Raw genomic sequence first — 16,524 nt, forward strand, 5'->3', positions numbered from 1 at the left:
TTAACTGATGAAGAAATAATAATGGCAGAACTCCGTATAAGGTGTATCGCTTGGATGATTTTTTCTCTACAATAAGACTTTAACTAAAAATAAAAGCAAACATGTATAAACCATTAGCCCTTTTTATGGGGTTACGCTATACGCGTTCTAGAAAGAAAAATCATTTTGTCTCTTTTATTTCGCTTAGTTCGATGCTAGGTATTGGCATAGGGGTGATGGTTCTTATTACAGTCTTATCGGTAATGAATGGATTTGATCAGCAAATACATAATCGATTTTTCGGAATGGCTCCTGAAATTACGGTTTCTGGACCCAATGAACGGCTCAGTGATTGGCCTGATGTGGCTAAAAAAATTCAAACGGTTCCCGAAATCAAAGCACTGGCACCCTATGTTGGTGGGCAAGGATTAATGGTTCATGAGGGGCAGGTGTATCCTATTGTTTTAACTGGGGTATTACCTGACAAAGAAGAAAAAATGAGCCATTTACAAAAAAAACTGTTGGCTGGAAATCTAAGTAATTTAAAGGATTTTGGCATTATTTTGGGTAAAGGGCTTGCAGATAATATGGGAACCATGATTGGAGATAAAGTTACCGTCATGATTCCTCAGGCAACGGTTACTCCTGCCGGAATGATTCCTCGTTTTAAGCGGTTCACTGTAGTAGGGGTATTTTCTGCTGGAAGTGGATTTAATTTTGATACCAAATTGGCCTTCATCAATATGGGAGATGCCCAAAAGTTATTACAGATGGGCGATGAAGTAACTGGGATCAAGATGAAAATAGACAACGTCTATCAAGCACCTGAATTAACTTCTCGATTATCTCAATTATTAGGTGATGAGTATCAGGTGGGTAATTGGACACAGCAATATGGGGCGTTTTTCCAAGCAGTTAAAATGGAAAAAACAATGATGTTTATGATTCTATTACTGATTATCGCCGTAGCAGCGTTTAATCTAGTCTCTTCTCTGGTAATGGTTGTTAATGACAAACAAGCAGAAATTGCTATATTAAGGACTATTGGTGCCACACCTTCTACCATTTTGTGGACATTCATTGTTCAAGGGATGATGGTGGGAATAGTAGGTACAATTTTTGGCTTGATTGGTGGTTTAATATTGGCAGAGAATGCGACCACAATAGTGAATCATCTTCAGTCCTGGTTTCATGTTAAAGTCTTATCATCCAGTATTTATTTCGTTGATTATTTGCCCTCTAAAATTCTATTTAGCGATCTATGGAAAGTTTGCGTTATGGCATTATTAATGAGTTTTTTTGCAACAATTTATCCTGCATGGCGGGCCTCAAAAACAGTGATTGCGGAGGCTTTGCATTATGAGTGATATTATTTTAAGTGCTAATAAATTATGTAAGTCCTACAGCGACGGTGCCTCTAAAGTGAATGTATTACGCGGGATTGACTTATCCATAGGTAAAGGCGAGCGTTTGGCAATTATTGGTCCTTCTGGCTCTGGGAAAAGTACTTTACTGCATTTGTTGGGTGGATTGGACAAACCCACAACCGGAGATGTATGGATAAAGGATACAAATTGGCAAAAGATAAATGAAAAACAACGTTGTAAATTACGTAATCAAGGTTTGGGATTTATCTATCAATTTCATCATTTGTTACCGGAATTTACTGCGCTTGAAAATGTTTCCATGCCTCTACTACTAGCAAATATTCCAGTGAAGGATGCAGAGGCGGAAGCGAGTAAAATGCTAGATGACGTGGGGCTTAAAGAAAGAAAAACTCATAAACCTGCACAGCTTTCCGGAGGAGAGCGGCAAAGGGTTGCAATAGCTCGGGCCTTGGTGCACCAACCCTATTGTGTCCTGGCTGATGAGCCTACAGGGAACTTGGATCAGACTACTGCTACAAAAGTTTTTGAGTTAATGCTGGAGTTGAATAGAAAAAGGAACACTGCTTTGGTTATTGTGACTCATGATCAGCAATTAGCTAGGCAAATGGATAGAGTCTTAGTACTAGGAGAGGGCATGTTATCAGAAGGTTAGATGATGTAGATACTGTCCTAGGCTAGAACTGTTTCAGATAAGGATTATCAACAAACAGAGGAGTTAACAAGGATGTTTAAGAAAAAAGCAGGTAATGTCAGTAAAACTGCAGATCTAATTCACAGTAATACTCAGGAAGCTACCTCAGTTAAATTAATGAAGAATTTTCTTGAAGGAGCGAGGAAAGACGCCAAGAAATATGATCTAATTGATACTGGTGTCCCCATAAATCCTCATCCATTTTTATCGTATAAAAACCAATATAATCGATTGAAATCTCAGATTCCACCGTTTATTGTCCAGGGTTTGCAAATTTCGGATGAAGAGCCATTTGAGGTAAATCCTGCTTCTCCTTAAAGCCCCCAATTACCTTGTAAATTCGTGAGTGAAATGAAGGAGAATTTGGGGTTTTGATCCATGATAAATCTGGGCGAAGTCCTAATCCGAAATTCTTTTCGTCATTCTGATGGGAACTCTGCGGGAATATGAGGAGAGGGTGGAGATTCCTCGCTCGGGATGACGTTTTGGGGTTTGGGGTGAAGAAGGGTTCTTAAGACCCTTCATTCAAATGCTTAATAATCGGCATGTCCTGGGGTGCGGGGGAACGGAATGACGTCTCGTACATTGGCTAAACCGGTAACATAGCTTACCAAACGTTCAAAACCTAAACCAAATCCAGCATGTGGCACAGTACCATAGCGACGAAGATCGCGATACCATTGATAACTCTCTTTGCTCAGATTGCATTCTTCGATACGTCTATCTAGAACATCAAGGCGTTCTTCGCGTTGACTACCGCCGATGATCTCACCGATTCCTGGTGCTAATACATCCATAGCAGCAACCGTTTTACCATCATCATTGAGGCGCATGTAGAATCCTTTAATTTCTTGAGGATAATTAGTCAGGATTACTGGTTTTTTACAATGAACTTCTGCCAGATAACGTTCATGCTCTGATTGTAAATCCAAGCCCCAACTTACTGGGAATTCAAATTTTTGACCGCATTGCTCCAAAATTTTAATCGCATCAGTATAGGTCATGACTTCAAAGTCTGAGTTCGCTATATGCTCTAAACGCTCAATACAACCTGGGGCAACAAATTGATTGAAAAACTCCATATCATCGGTACGCTCATCTAGGACTGCTTTACATAAATAGCGCAACATCCTTTGACTTAAATCACAAATATCTTGCAAAGTAGCAAAAGCGATTTCAGGTTCAATCATCCAGAATTCAGCGAGATGGCGGCTTGTATTTGAGTTTTCAGCACGGAATGTTGGCCCAAAAGTGTATACTTTTGACATGGCCATACAATAGGCTTCCAGATTTAATTGTCCTGAAACGGTAAGAAAAGTCTCTTTCCCAAAGAAATCCTTACTATAGTCAATTTGGCCGAATTGATTTTTAGGCACATTTAAAAGATCTAAAGTCGATACACGGAACATTTCTCCCGCACCCTCACAATCACTAGAGGTGATAATAGGTGTATGAATCCAGAAAAAACCTTGTTCGTGGAAAAAACGATGAATGGCTTGTGATAAACAATGACGGATTCGGGTAACGGCGCTAATTGTGTTTGTACGAGGACGTAGATGAGCCACCTCACGTAGAAATTCCAGTGTATGACGTTTTGCCTGAATAGGATAAGTATCTGGATTCTCAACCCAACCCACGACCTCAATAAAGTCAGCTTGAATTTCAAAGGATTGGCCTTTCCCTTGGGAGGCAACTAATTTTCCTGAAGCAATCAAAGAACAGCCGGCGTTAAGTTTAGTGACCTCTTCATGATAATTGTCTAAACCATCGGTAGCTACGATTTGAATGGGAGCAAAACAGGAACCATCATGCAAGCTAATAAAAGACAAGCCTGTTTTGGAATCACGCCGGGTTTTTACCCAACCTCTTACGGTAACGTGTTCATCAATGTTGATTTCACCATCCAAACATTGTTTTATGGTAAAAACTTCGGTCATTTTTTAACTCCTCACTCTGTGTATACTTTGCATGGTTATAAGGTATGTTTTAAGTACTTATTAAATTCTATCAGTCTGCATATGCTGATTGAGATAAAGCACAGGTGTAGCGTTACATCAAGCTTTTCTATTGAAGAATTAGTCTGGGTTAGCGAGCCTGGATATGCCAAAATCGCATTTGCGACCCCATGAGTATAGATACCTTTAACCAAAAATCAGATGATACACTGGGGTTATTCGCATTTCTACTATCTTGGTGCCAAAACGTATTGATTTTCTCATTCTATTGCGATATTCATAAGGCAAAACTTTACCTGATTCAATATAATTATTGAGGAACCGTCATGTTGCGTACAATATTCTGCATCTCTTTGTTTTTGTGTTCCGTTGAAGCTGCAGCAAATGATACGGTATTAAAATTATATAGACCTTATGGTGATGTATCAGAGCAGGTAGTCCCTCAAGTGAAAAAGGAGCTTGTGGGTGAATGTTATTCTCAATCTCAATTAATCGTTCGTGAAGATGCTTGGCGTTGTATTGCAGGTGGAAAAACGTATGATCCTTGCTTTGTTAAAGCCGGTCCCAATAGGACAGAAGCTTTATGCCCTCGCTCTCCTTGGAATGGAGAGAGCGTGCGGATTAAAGTTAAAGAGCCTTTGAATAATGAGCAACACATAACCTTAGATATGTCTCGCACTTATCCTTGGGGAATCGAATTAACCAATGGTGAGCAGTGCCACGCGATAAAGTCAGAAAAGATTTATGACCAAATGCCAGTGCGTTATAAATGCAGCAATAAAAATTACTTGGTTGGCTACTTACAGCGATGTAAAAACGTATGGAGTATGCTTGAAAAAACCCCCCAGGGTGTTGTGACTGTAGAGTTAAGTAAAGCATGGTTCTAAAAGTAAGATAAATATTCTGTCTGTAAGCCTATTTATTTTTCATTTTATAAAAATTTTAGTTGATTATGTCATAAAAAAATCTGAAAATTTCTTGTTTTTAAAGCACTTAAACTTATAAAGGATCAAATATGCAAGAAAAACAAGAAACAATATTTGAGGATTCTGGTTTCCTTAAAAATGAACACGAACTTAATCAATTACAAAGTTCTGCGGTTTATCTTCCCCATAGAAAAATTCAATTATTGAAAGAAAATATAAAAAAATTAACAGATGCAATAAATTATTATGATGATGCAGATTTGCAAATTCGTATTTTGGCTAAATTAGGGGAATATAATGAAACTTTATCTGAAGTCTTAGGATCTATTGATAATGCTACACAAAAGGATAAAGACGATCAATTGAAGTATCGAGAGCTTGCAAAACAATATAATCCGAAAATAGTCAATAAATTAGAGCTAGAACAACAAGAAAGTGATCGTTTACTAGCCGTTTCCTTATATGAAGAAGCTCTAGTGGGCGATGAATTAGAGCAGAAGCGAAGAGGTCGTTCCCAACACCTATTCTTTACATCAAGCAATCATGAGCCAACACCAGAAACAGGAGATGAACTATTATCTAGGAACACGATAAAATAATAGGTCCGGATTCATTCCTTGTTCAAGTTCGTGTAACCGTCAAACGATTACACGATTAAATGAGGGATAAAATTGAACTATAGAAGCTCAGGAGCTGCCTTTTTAAATTGCTCTAAAGTCAAACAATGAGCATTGATTTCATTAATGAGAGGATAGTTATTCATTGCAAAATGAAAACGGTGTGCATTATAGACCTGAGGTATAAGACAAAGATCAGCTAAAGTTACAGCATCACCAAAACAAAAGGGTTGGCTGCGTTTGAGGTTCATTAACTTCGCTTCAAAAGCATCAAATCCAGCTTTAAGCCAGTGGTGATACCATTCAGTAACTTGAGTTTCACTGGCTTGAAACTGCTCTTTTAAACGATTTAATACTCTTAAATTATTCAGAGGGTGCATATCACATGCTACGATTAAAGCTAGCGATCGTACCGTTGCCTTATCCAAAGGATTTTGAGGCAATAATGCAGGGGTTGGGTACGTTTCATCAAGATAATCGATGATTGCAAGTGATTGACTAATAATCTGTTCGTTAATTTCTAAACTAGGGACTAATTCTTGCGGATTTACTGCTTTGTACTCTGCACTATGCTGCTCACCACCATGATTCACTAAATGAATGTCAATTTTTTCATAAGTTATATCCTTTAGGTTCAGAGCAATACGCACCCGATAACAGGCTGTGGAGCGAAAATAATCATAAAGTTTCATGGCTTATACCTGTTTAACAACTTGATCAATGGCTCCAAACAAGCTTTTCCCTTGTTTGTCGAGCATTTCGATACGAATTCTATCTCCAAAATGCATAAAAGAGGTTTTTGCTTGGCCTTGTTCTATGATTTCCAGCATTCGTCTTTCGGCAATACAAGAAGAGCCTTTGCTGCGATCGAGATTCGAAACAGTACCTGAACCAATAATAGTTCCTGCACTTAGCACTCTAGTTTTTGCTGCATGTTGAATCAACTCTGGAAAAGAAAACGTCATGTCAATTCCAGCATTGGGTTGACCAAACAATTGTCCGTTCAGATGACTCAACAAAGGTAAATGCACTCGTTGTCCGTCCCAAGCCGTACTTAATTCATCGGGGGTAATTGCTACGGGAGAAAAACTACTTGAAGGTTTAGAATGGAAAAAACCAAAACCTTTTGCTAATTCATCCGGTATCAAATTACGTAATGAAACATCATTGACCAGCATTAACAGTTTAATATGTTGCGCTGCATTTTTATGGTTTATCCCCATGGGGACATCATCAGTAATTACTGCAACCTCTGCTTCAAAGTCGATGCCAAATGCCTCATCTGCAACTAATATGGGATCTCTAGGTCCCAGGAACGAATCGGAACCTCCTTGATACATTAATGGATCGGTCCAGAAATTCTCTGGTAATACTGCACCTCGGGCTTTGCGTACGAGTTCGACGTGGTTCACGTAGGCGCTGCCATCCGCCCATTGATACGCACGCGGTAAGGGCGATGTGCATTGTTGCGGATCAAAATTGAAGGTGTTTTGCAAATGGCCTTCATTAAGTTGTTGTGAGACATTTTGTAACTGTTCCTTTACTGTATCCCAATGATCTAGAGCATACTGTAAGTTGGGCGCAATCTGGGGAACACGTATTGCAAGAGTTAATGCTTGATTGACTAGGCATAATTCTCCATCTCGGGATGATGTTGATTTTAAACTGGCAAGTTTCATAAGCTCCTCTTTAGTAGTTGTGTTTGGGGCAGTGAAATGTATGCGAATTTTGACCATAGGTTGAGTTTTGGGCCACTTTCTTTAAATTAAGTCCATGTGTAGGCGAGGTTATCATTCCCGCCTTCGAGGGAATGATAAAGTTCTTAACTTAAGGGTAGTGGCATTTTGCTGTACCCAGGCTACAAAGTATTTCAGGTCACATTTCTTAAACAGATGTTTCTTTCAAGGTACCGCGTCGGATCTGATCACGTTCAATAGCCTCAAACAGTGCCTGAAAATTACCTTCACCGAATCCTTGATTCCCTTTGCGATGAATAATTTCAAAAAATACAGGACCAAAAATATTTTCAGTAAAGATCTGCAGTAATAATCCATGTTTCGGATCCTGCTCACCATCGATCAAGATTTTTTCTTCTTGAAGTTGCTTGACTGGTTCGTGATGCCAAGGAAGACGATCATGCAACATTTCGTAATAGGTATCGGGAACATCGAGGAATTTAACGCCTTGTTCTCTTAATGAATGTACCGTATCGTAAATATTTTCAGTAGTTAATGCGATATGTTGGATGCCTTCGCCTTTGTATTCATGAAGAAACTCTTCAATTTGTGACAAATCATCTTTCGATTCATTTAAAGGGATTTTAATTTTTCCACAAGGACTACCTAAGGCGCGACTTAACAAGCCAGTCATTTTCCCTTTAATATTAAAATAACGAATTTCCTGGAAGTTAAAAATGGATTCGTAGAACTGAGCCCATTTATCCATATTGCCCCGGAATACATTATGGGTTAAATGATCGATCATCACTAAACCATTACCCTCAACCTTTTTATTACCTTGGTGTTCCCAATGGCCGGAGAAGGGTTGATGTTGATCATCAACAAAATAAATCACACTCCCGCCGATTGCTTGAATTCCAAGTAAACCATGATGTGCGTGTGTGCAATCTTCAAAGGCTATCGCTCCATGTTGTAGTGCATATTCAAAAGCTGCTTTAGCATTTTTTACTTTAAATCCCATGGCGCAGGCACCCGATCCATGAGTCTTGCTGTGTGTTTCAGCTTGGCAATTTGTTGCTGCATTGACGATAAATTGAATCTCACCTTGCTGAAATAAGGTGATGTCTTGGTTTTTATGGAGTGCAGTTGCTTGGAAACCCATATCGGTGAATTGTTGATGTAGGCATTTTTTATCTGGACCTGAAAATTCTAGGAAAGCAAAACCATCTAATCCACAAGGGTTGTTGTTTGTTTGCATTGTTTATTGCTCCTTTAAAAGTATTCGGTACTTATAAAAATCCTTTCCTCAAGAGAGGGGAAAAACATGACACGTAGCCTGGGTGCTGCACTGCAGGCCCAGGAATTTTGAAAACCTGGGTTTCGTTGCACTTCACCCGGGCTACCTTATGTCTTTAAGATGGCTGTACTAAAAATAATCCATCAGCTATAGGTAACAAACTAATAAATACGCGTGGATCATTTTTAATCAATTCATTAAGTTTTCTGATTTCTCTGGTTTGTCCACCCGTTTCATTTTCATCGATTACCTTACCATCCCAGAATATATTATCAATAGCAATTAATCCCTGAGGTTGAATCAGTTTTAATGCCAGTTCATAATAATTCACGTAATTGGTTTTATCGGCGTCTATAAAAATAAAATCGAATTTTTGCTCCCAACCTTCAGCGATTAATGCATGTAATGTGTCTAATGCTCGACCAAGTCGTAATTCAATTTTATGATCTTGCTTGGCTTCTTTCCAGAAAGGATGTGCCTTGCTTGTCCATTCTGCGCTGATGTCACAGGTAATCAGTTTCCCATCATCAGGAAGCATTAAAGACATGGCCAAAGCACTATAACCAGTAAATGTTCCTAACTCCAAAACATTTTTTGCGCGGACTAAGCGTAAAAGCAATTGCATAAATTGTGCTTGTTCCGGTGCAACTTGCATGTTTGCCAGGTCCATGGTGGATGTCACTTTGCGTAGCCCGGTTAGGGAAGGGTGTTCACGCAAAGATTTATCCAGCATGTACTCATAAAGTTCAGAAGTTAGGCTTAAGTGTTTCATATCGTTCGTTCTTTTAAGATAATTTCTCTTTTGCCAAATTATCTGCAATTTCGCTAGTAGGTAGATTTTCCTTAACAGACAAAGCGAAGATTTCAGTTAGATGGCTATAAATCGCATCAATCTGTTGGTTAATTTGTTCTTCGGGAGTATGGAGGTATTTAGATGCAGCAAAAATTAATCCTCCAGCATTAATGACATAGTCCACTGCAAACAAAATGCCTTTATCATGTAATCTTTTTCCATGATAGGTATGAGCTAACTGGTTATTGGCTGCACCAGCGATAATTGTAGTTTGCAATTGAGAAATGGTGATGTCATTGATAATCGCACCTAATGCACAAGGAGCGAATACATCACAAGGAACTTTGTGAATTTGATCCGTACTTACTGATTTAGCACCCAACTCGGTTACAGCGCGCTCGACAGCGGCTGCAGATACATCTGCAACTGTTAGAGTAGCCCCTAATTCATGTAAGTGTCTGGCCAGTAAAAATCCAACATGTCCTAAGCCCTGGATGGCTACATGAATTCCATTCAGGCTTTCTTTTCCTAGTTTGAACGCAACTGCTGCTTGAATGCCGCGAAGAATACCTCGAGCAGTAGAAGGGGATGGATCGCCATCATACTTAGATAAGCTGGCTACATAAGGAGTATGTTCTGCAATGATGTCCATATCTGGTAATTCAGTACCGCTGTCAAGAGCAGTAATGTAGCGGCCATTTAATTCGTTAACAAACCGACCAAATTGATGCATGTACTGAGCACGGTCAAATGGGCCCTTAGGTTTTATAATGACTGATTTACCGCCGCCTAAAGGCAAATTCACTGATGCTGCTTTGAAACTCATTCCTCGGGCAAGGCGCATTGCATCTTGAATCGCAGCGTAGGTACTAGGATATTCAATAAAACGACAACCACCTAAAGCAGGACCTAATTTGGTATTGTGAATGGCGATTATTGCTTTCATTCCAGTTATGGGATCTACTTTGAAATGTAAGTCACCAAAACCATGAGAGAGGGCGTAATCGAGGAAATCATCATCGGCTATTATTTGGTTAGTATTTGATATATTGTCCACAGAAATCATTGCTTTTGCTCCTCTTGCAAATATTTTGCAGAAGTTATATTCCTATTTTTTGATTAAATCAATGGTACAGTTAATAATTTGGTGTCTTTAGGTATGCTGGTATACACTTATTTGATTATTCATCAAACTGGAGAGTGTTATGCGCCAAGTATTTGTTAGAATGCTGACTTTAATGCTAGTTACGCCGTTTGCCTTTGCTGAAGGGATTATACCGCCACCTATTCCACGGCCTCAATTGGTCCTTGATAAAATAGATTTTCAACTTTCAGCAAAGCAGTGGGTGACAACTCAAACTGCTTTATTAGGAGTCAATATCAATGTGACGTTAAGCAGTGCTGATTTGGTGAAGGCGCGAGCTGACATTATGGAGCGATTGAATAAAATAGCAAAAGGGGAGTGGCATTTGACCGAATTCGATCGCTCACAAGATAACTCTGGTCTTGAAAAGTTGTTTGTACAAGCACAAGCACGAGTAAGCCAAAGCGTATTAACTGATATTTATAAAAATGCCAAAGATGTAAGCTTACCAGGGGCAAAATATGAAATAGCCAGTGTTGATTTTAAACCAAGTTTTGATGAAACACAGGCTGTGTTAAGTCAAGTTCGAGAGCGGTTGTATCAACAAGTGAATGATGAGCTTGCTCGTATTAATAAAGCCTATCCAGGGCAAAATTACAGCCTTAGTAGTTTAAATTTTGCTGAAGGAAATAATCCTTCTATACCCCGTCCTTATCAAGCTAAGACAATGAATACTATGATGGCAGGAGAATCAGCTTCAGCACCAGCATTAACCGTCAGTAACGAGTTGATATTAACAGCGATGGTTGAGGTTGCTTCGAATCGCAAGCAATAGACAATGAGTGCACTGTCATTGATTTGAAGTTCTTTCTACCTCCCGCGGACAAGCCGCGAAACGTAAAAGATTAGTAGTTAGACCTAATGGCAAGCTTGATATAAAAAACAAGTATTTAAACAAGGGGAATTAATTTGTTGGTTGTTGAAAAAATTATTGGGCATCGAGGCGCTGCAGCTTATGCTCCTGAAAATACATTGGCTTCATTTGACAAAGCGTTGACTTTAGGATGTCGTTTCATTGAGTTTGATGTAATGTGTAGTGCCGATGGAGAGCCTTTTGTTATTCATGACGATAATTTAAAAAGAACCACTAACGGACGTGGCGAAGTAGGCATGGTTGAAGCTAGTTATTTGCAATCTTTGGATGCAGGCTCATGGTTTTCACGGCAATTTAAAGGCGAGTCTATTCCTCATTTTAAAGAAGTATTGAAATGGTTGTCTTTTGCAGGCGTACAGGCCAATGTAGAAATTAAACCCTATCCAGGAGCAGAAGAACAAACAGCCGTTGCGGTGATGAGTCATATTCAACGTTATTGGCCACAAGGTAAAGAGTTACCTTTAGTGTCAAGTTTTTCCTGGGATGCTCTTTTGTTATGTCGAAGTATTGCTCCGGAAATGCCCTTGGGTTTGCTACTGCATGAATGGGATGAGCAATGGTTACAAAAAGCAAAGCAATTAGATTGTTTTTCTATTCATTTTAATCGGAGAGTGTTAACTGAGCAGCGGGTAAAGGCAATCAAAGCTGCGGGTTATATTCTATGTGCTTATACAGTGAATCGCAGACGTTTGGCTAACAAGTTATTTGGCTGGGGCGTGGATGCGGTTTTTAGTGATTATCCTGACTTACTCGCATGAAAAAATTATTTCTTTTTTTATTCATTATCTTTTCAACTTTCTCGGCCCAGGCAAAACGGGTTGAGTTGGTATTTTGGCATGGAATGGCAGGGCATTTGGGTGATGAAGTTAGATTACTTGCTGATGATTTTAATCAAAGTCAAAGTGAATACTTGATTAAACCTGTTTATAAAGGAAATTATGTAGAAACCCTAACAAGTTTTGCTGCCGCATTTAGAGCCCATCATTCGCCGGCAATCGTGCAGATTTTTGAAGTTGGTACTGCAATAATGGAGTCACCTAATGGAGTAATCAAACCGGTAGACGAATTGATGCGGGAACAAGGAATGAGCTTACCCAAAGAGGATTTTATCCCGTCGGTCCGCGAGTTTTATAGTAAAAATGGACAATTGATGGCTTTGCCTTTTAACCTCTCAGTTGCTACCTTGTATTACAACTTAGATATTCTTGCCAAAGTAGGTTATTCCCAAGCTAATTTTCCCCGCACTTGGTCTGATATGGAGGTGTTGGCAAAAAAATTAAAAAAAGCGGGTTATGATTGCACTTATACCACCGCGTATCCGGGCTGGGTGCTTTTTGAATCCTTTTTGGCGATTCATGGATTACCATTAACACAGGATAATCCTGTACGTGCTGCTTATGCAACACCACAATTAGCCAGTCATTTTGAACGTTTGCAGCGTTGGCATTCACTGCATTATTTTAAATATGCAGGGAGGGTGGATGATGCCACCATTTTATTTACGAGTGGTGCTTGTCCATTATTTAGTCAATCTTCTGGGGCTTATAACAGTTTATCCTCCTTGGTACCCTTCCGTTTAGGCATCGCCAGTATGCCTTTGGATACTGCAGTAAGTCCGATAAGGCACGCTAATGTTGCAGGAGGTGCTGCATTATGGGCCGTAGCGGGGCAATCGAAAGAACATTATAAAGGAATAGCGCAATTTTTTGCGTTTATTGCAAAACCTGAAACACAAAAGCGATGGCATGAGCATACAGGTTATCTTCCCATAGGTTTACAAGGGATCTATGCTGATATTTTGCAAAGCAGTACCCATCCTACTTTATTAATGGCACGTACGGATTTATCAGGTGAATTACATGAACAACCGTTACAACGTTTTGGTCCACAAAATCAGATTCGTGGCATTAACGATGAAGTCTTAGAGGCAATGTTTGCAGGTCTTCTGAGTCCAAAGGAAGCGCTGCAGGAATCTGCGATGCGCACCGATCATGTGTTGTTTCGCTTTGTGAGAAATACCACGGGACAATAATATATTAATGAGTCCTTCTGGTCTTGAATTTTTTTAGGTTGAGTTATAGCAGGTTTTAATCCTAAATATAAAAAAACCCCCGCCGAGGCGGAGGTTTAATCAAGTAAAAGAACATTAATTAATAAGTGATCTCTTGTTTTATTCCAAGTTTGTCTTCCAACTGCGCTGCTGTTTCTTGCATTTTTTTCAATGACAAGCTTCCTTGTTGGATTAGTTTTTCAAGCTCACTATTCTTAACTTTTAGTTGTTCTATTTCCTTGTCTATTACGTCTATGTGTTGTTCTATTCCCTCGATCGCCTCTTTCGACGTCTTACCTTCTTCTACTCCCAGTGTTGGTCTCAAAAGAGTTTCTCTTACCCACTGAAGATAGAAATATGGGTTTCTACCAAATTCCGGTGGAAGACTACCTCCTACTTTTCTTCCGGGAATAAGTGATAACTCTTTTTCTGCCTCAACAAACTCTACGAGCTTGTCTTTTATTTTTCCTTTGATTTCTAAGGCCTTTTGCGTATCATTAAATGTGCCTTTGGCTATATCCAAGTCTTCCTTGAGTTTCTCAATATCCTGAGGTAACGGTTTATATTGTTGAAACAGCCTAGAAGCTTGATAGCCTCTTACTACACTTTGTATCCGAATAATGGCTTGTTCTTCTAATTTTGCCTGTTTTTCTCGGTTCAACATCACTGTTCTTGTTTTTGCTGCCGAATCTTTAGGATGAATGATCTCTTCTACAGTAAGAATTAGACCTTTACCTTCATATCGTTGATCAATGTATTGTTGAGCGCGAGCTGAAACGTCTTTGTTTCTTACACAACGACCCGTTGCCTGCGGTCCTGAAAGAATTCCGTTAATCACATTTATATCAGATTCAATAACTGGCGAATTAGTATTTATAATTTGCACGTTTAAGATATCTCTGATACTTACTCCTGTTGCAATGACCTGGTCCGCTACGATATGCGTTCTTAGACCTACTTCAATCTGAGCCAGTTGGTCATCAATTGAAGATTGCTTTGTACCCATATCAATGGCACTGGCATAATTCTCAGTTGCTTTTAATGCCTTTAAGTCAACTGGAGCAGCTTTAGCCACAATATCCGCTATAGGTTGTGAGGTTTTGATGTTAGCCACTATTTCTTCTGCTCTATCCAAAATCAATTTGGTAATGGCATCCTTTTGTTCTGCTGGTAATTTGGAAATGGGTGCTCCCAGTTTGCTCAGCGCTTCATTTAATTTTATTCTGCTTTTTCCTTCACACCCTTGCAGCTTAGATAAAAACATCTCATGGATATCGTCATTTTTTATCTTATATTTCACAATATGTTGATCCCAGTCTTTTACATATTCTTCCAGTTTATGAGTTCGGTCCTTCTCCGCAAGATCTGTAGGCTTTTCATTAAAGACAAGGGCAAGTGCAAAGCTATTGATTGTTCTTTGAATATCTTTTTGCTGTTCTTTATCGATATCCATTTTTAAATCCACTGCGCGTACAGGGACTCCTTGTTCTATTGTTGTCTTGGCAATCGCGCCATTGAATTTTTTAGCCAATTGCAGTTTAGCTTCAATTTCAGAATCTCTTCTGAGTTCAGCAACTTTAGCTTGGTATTGTTCAATGGTAGCTCCATCTCCGTTTGCAATTTTCTGATACGTTGCAGCTACTTTCTCACGAGTTGCTTTGTCATCAGAAAAGGCCATATTGCGTTGACAACGGATACGGTTCATTTCCAACGCTTGCTCTATAGCCATTTCTTCAGCAAGATTATCTCCAATTCCTGTATGCTTTTTCTTGATCTGTTCTTTTAATTCAACAGGATCAGTATAACCATTCATTCCTTCTGTGAGATAATAATCATCAAAGTAATGGAGTACCGCTTCGGTAACTAAATCTTTCTCTGCTAAATAAGCTACTTCGGGATGAATTGGACGAATGGTTCCTAACTCAATTGCAGCTCCAAGACTTAAATCATCCAAAGGCTCGCCTGAGAAAAGATCATACAATTTGGAAGTCGGTGTCGCTGTTAATGCAAGAATTGAATTGCGTTCCTTTAACCCTTGCAAAATTTGAGCATCTTCCTCATTAAATGTATGACGATGACTTTCATCGATTAACACCATGGAATCTTTAATTTCACCGGCAATAAACTTGAATAAAGGATGCTCGGCCTGTAAAATTATTTGATCAAAATGCTCCACGGAAGAATCATCGGCAATCACTTTTGCGAAATATTCTTTGATTGATTGAATATCCAATTCGGTCAACGGACTATCCCAATCAACGTCGACATTTCGTTTAAGAGTTTCTAAAGTGAAAACGTTAGGCGTATGCGTATTACCGTTGACGACACCTGCTCCAAGCATCTTTTGTGTTTCAAGTGATTGTTGATCAACCAAGGTTTTATCCGGAACAATCATGACTGTGCGTCCAACAGCTTGAGCAATACCTGCCATAACAATACTTTTACCTGAACCTGTTCCCATAACTGCGAGCCGTTGTTCTTCCCCTTTTTTCAGACTGTTGCAAAATTTGGCTAATATTTCAGTTTGATAAGCATGTGGAATAAACGATTTGGTTTCTACGGATAGCCCTTTCTTAGTTACCGCATGAAGATCGCCTTCTTTGTCGTAAATTAATTTAACAGATGCGGCCTGAGTTGGGTCAAAAAATAATTTTCCTCGGCTAACTTCTGCATTTAATTTACTGGTGATATTTACAGTATATTCTTGTTTATCGTCATGGAGCCCATCATAAATCATATCAACAGTATAAACAGCGCCACCAATAGTAATTGCGGCTTCAAGATGTAACTTGCTGTCTTCTTCTACCCATTGACTTTTTGACTCTCCGGGTTTGCCTGCTTGTGCTAAAATCGCTTTAACGATATTTCCAATTTTTGGTTCTTTCTTTGAGTTTTCTACATCAATAAGTTTCTTCGCTGAGCCTACTGTAATTACTGCTCCATTTGTAACAACTTCTTTTAATAAGTGAACGGCTGCAACGGTATCGGTGTAATCTTTAAGATCGTCAATTTGTTTTCCAACAATTTTACTTTCTGCGCCCATATGATTCTCCCCTTAAGAATGCTTTTTTTACATTAGTTTAAGTTAGGTCATTGTGAGTCTTATTTGATAATGTGGGTCACAATTTACC

General features: G+C 39.1%; 15 protein-coding genes. 8 read left to right on the plus strand and 7 right to left on the minus strand.

What is annotated here, in order from left to right:
- Nucleotides 1–101 precede the first annotated feature (101 nt).
- From ACWTEW_RS19950 to ACWTEW_RS19960, 3 genes are all read left to right on the plus strand, one after another.
- On the plus strand, nt 102–1,346 hold the full coding sequence (locus ACWTEW_RS19950; protein ID WP_454780255.1) for a lipoprotein-releasing ABC transporter permease subunit: 1,245 nt from the start codon (nt 102–104) through the stop codon (nt 1,344–1,346).
- Nucleotides 1,339–2,019: a lipoprotein-releasing ABC transporter ATP-binding protein LolD gene (lolD, locus tag ACWTEW_RS19955; RefSeq protein WP_454780256.1), complete on the plus strand. Its 681-nt coding sequence runs from the start codon at nt 1,339–1,341 to the stop codon at nt 2,017–2,019. The genes ACWTEW_RS19950 and lolD overlap by 8 nt, the downstream gene beginning before the upstream one ends.
- Before the next feature lie 72 nt (nt 2,020–2,091).
- Nucleotides 2,092–2,376, plus strand: coding sequence for a hypothetical protein (locus ACWTEW_RS19960; RefSeq protein ID WP_454780257.1), 285 nt, complete (start codon nt 2,092–2,094; stop codon nt 2,374–2,376).
- Between the two features lie 215 nt (nt 2,377–2,591).
- On the opposite strand, the gene asnS is transcribed toward ACWTEW_RS19960, so the two are convergent.
- On the minus strand, nt 2,592–3,995 hold the full coding sequence (gene asnS, locus ACWTEW_RS19965; RefSeq protein WP_454780258.1) for an asparagine--tRNA ligase: 1,404 nt from the start codon (nt 3,993–3,995) through the stop codon (nt 2,592–2,594).
- A gap of 344 nt (nt 3,996–4,339) precedes the next feature.
- Between asnS and ACWTEW_RS19970 the strand changes: the two genes are divergently transcribed.
- Both ACWTEW_RS19970 and ACWTEW_RS19975 read left to right on the plus strand, forming a co-directional pair.
- Nucleotides 4,340–4,900 carry a hypothetical protein gene (locus tag ACWTEW_RS19970; protein ID WP_454780259.1) on the plus strand — a complete coding sequence of 187 codons (561 nt, stop codon included), beginning with the start codon at nt 4,340–4,342 and terminating at the stop codon, nt 4,898–4,900.
- Nucleotides 4,901–5,028: 128 nt separating this feature from the next.
- Nucleotides 5,029–5,538 carry a hypothetical protein gene (locus tag ACWTEW_RS19975; protein WP_454780260.1) on the plus strand — a complete coding sequence of 170 codons (510 nt, stop codon included), beginning with the start codon at nt 5,029–5,031 and terminating at the stop codon, nt 5,536–5,538.
- Nucleotides 5,539–5,615: 77 nt separating this feature from the next.
- Here the strand turns inward: ACWTEW_RS19975 and maiA are convergent, their stop codons facing one another.
- The 5 genes from maiA to ACWTEW_RS20000 all read right to left on the minus strand — a co-directional run bounded on the left by maiA (nt 5,616) and on the right by ACWTEW_RS20000 (nt 10,391).
- Nucleotides 5,616–6,248: a maleylacetoacetate isomerase gene (maiA, locus tag ACWTEW_RS19980; RefSeq protein WP_454780261.1), complete on the minus strand. Its 633-nt coding sequence runs from the start codon at nt 6,246–6,248 to the stop codon at nt 5,616–5,618.
- A 3-nt stretch (nt 6,249–6,251) separates the two neighbouring features.
- Nucleotides 6,252–7,235, minus strand: coding sequence for a fumarylacetoacetate hydrolase family protein (locus ACWTEW_RS19985; RefSeq protein WP_454780262.1), 984 nt, complete (start codon nt 7,233–7,235; stop codon nt 6,252–6,254).
- Between the two features lie 205 nt (nt 7,236–7,440).
- Complete coding sequence (hppD, locus tag ACWTEW_RS19990; RefSeq protein ID WP_454780263.1) at nt 7,441–8,493, minus strand: 4-hydroxyphenylpyruvate dioxygenase; 1,053 nt, start codon at nt 8,491–8,493, stop codon at nt 7,441–7,443.
- A gap of 154 nt (nt 8,494–8,647) precedes the next feature.
- Nucleotides 8,648–9,304, minus strand: coding sequence for a class I SAM-dependent methyltransferase (locus tag ACWTEW_RS19995; protein ID WP_454780264.1), 657 nt, complete (start codon nt 9,302–9,304; stop codon nt 8,648–8,650).
- Nucleotides 9,305–9,317: 13 nt separating this feature from the next.
- Entirely contained in the window at nt 9,318–10,391 is a 1,074-nt protein-coding gene (locus tag ACWTEW_RS20000; protein WP_454780265.1) for a Leu/Phe/Val dehydrogenase, read from the minus strand.
- A gap of 139 nt (nt 10,392–10,530) precedes the next feature.
- On the opposite strand from ACWTEW_RS20000, the gene ACWTEW_RS20005 reads away from it, so the two are divergent.
- The 3 genes from ACWTEW_RS20005 to ACWTEW_RS20015 all read left to right on the plus strand — a co-directional run bounded on the left by ACWTEW_RS20005 (nt 10,531) and on the right by ACWTEW_RS20015 (nt 13,375).
- Nucleotides 10,531–11,244, plus strand: coding sequence for a hypothetical protein (locus tag ACWTEW_RS20005; protein WP_454780266.1), 714 nt, complete (start codon nt 10,531–10,533; stop codon nt 11,242–11,244).
- Between the two features lie 137 nt (nt 11,245–11,381).
- Nucleotides 11,382–12,101 (plus strand): glycerophosphodiester phosphodiesterase, encoded by a 720-nt coding sequence (ugpQ, locus tag ACWTEW_RS20010; RefSeq protein WP_454780723.1) that lies wholly within the window; start codon nt 11,382–11,384, stop codon nt 12,099–12,101.
- Nucleotides 12,098–13,375 (plus strand): extracellular solute-binding protein, encoded by a 1,278-nt coding sequence (locus ACWTEW_RS20015; RefSeq protein WP_454780267.1) that lies wholly within the window; start codon nt 12,098–12,100, stop codon nt 13,373–13,375. Before ugpQ ends, ACWTEW_RS20015 begins: the two co-directional genes overlap by 4 nt.
- Before the next feature lie 118 nt (nt 13,376–13,493).
- Here ACWTEW_RS20015 and ACWTEW_RS20020 read toward each other — a convergent pair whose 3' ends face one another.
- Entirely contained in the window at nt 13,494–16,436 is a 2,943-nt protein-coding gene (locus tag ACWTEW_RS20020) for a DEAD/DEAH box helicase family protein (RefSeq protein ID WP_454780268.1), read from the minus strand.
- Between the last annotated feature and the right edge of the window lie 88 nt (nt 16,437–16,524).

The organism is Legionella stuttgartensis (assembly GCF_977063405.2).

Coding starts and splice junctions, on each gene's coding strand:
- ACWTEW_RS20000 (WP_454780265.1), bottom strand. CDS start 10,391: ATGATTTCTGTGGACAATATATCAAATACTAACCAAATAATAGCCGAT.
- ACWTEW_RS19985 (WP_454780262.1), bottom strand. CDS start 7,235: ATGAAACTTGCCAGTTTAAAATCAACATCATCCCGAGATGGAGAATTA.
- ACWTEW_RS19970 (WP_454780259.1), top strand. CDS start 4,340: ATGTTGCGTACAATATTCTGCATCTCTTTGTTTTTGTGTTCCGTTGAA.
- ACWTEW_RS19960 (WP_454780257.1), top strand. CDS start 2,092: ATGTTTAAGAAAAAAGCAGGTAATGTCAGTAAAACTGCAGATCTAATT.
- lolD (WP_454780256.1), top strand. CDS start 1,339: ATGAGTGATATTATTTTAAGTGCTAATAAATTATGTAAGTCCTACAGC.
- maiA (WP_454780261.1), bottom strand. CDS start 6,248: ATGAAACTTTATGATTATTTTCGCTCCACAGCCTGTTATCGGGTGCGT.
- ACWTEW_RS20015 (WP_454780267.1), top strand. CDS start 12,098: ATGAAAAAATTATTTCTTTTTTTATTCATTATCTTTTCAACTTTCTCG.
- ACWTEW_RS19975 (WP_454780260.1), top strand. CDS start 5,029: ATGCAAGAAAAACAAGAAACAATATTTGAGGATTCTGGTTTCCTTAAA.
- ACWTEW_RS19995 (WP_454780264.1), bottom strand. CDS start 9,304: ATGAAACACTTAAGCCTAACTTCTGAACTTTATGAGTACATGCTGGAT.
- ACWTEW_RS20020 (WP_454780268.1), bottom strand. CDS start 16,436: ATGGGCGCAGAAAGTAAAATTGTTGGAAAACAAATTGACGATCTTAAA.
- ACWTEW_RS20005 (WP_454780266.1), top strand. CDS start 10,531: ATGCGCCAAGTATTTGTTAGAATGCTGACTTTAATGCTAGTTACGCCG.
- hppD (WP_454780263.1), bottom strand. CDS start 8,493: ATGCAAACAAACAACAACCCTTGTGGATTAGATGGTTTTGCTTTCCTA.
- asnS (WP_454780258.1), bottom strand. CDS start 3,995: ATGACCGAAGTTTTTACCATAAAACAATGTTTGGATGGTGAAATCAAC.
- ACWTEW_RS19950 (WP_454780255.1), top strand. CDS start 102: ATGTATAAACCATTAGCCCTTTTTATGGGGTTACGCTATACGCGTTCT.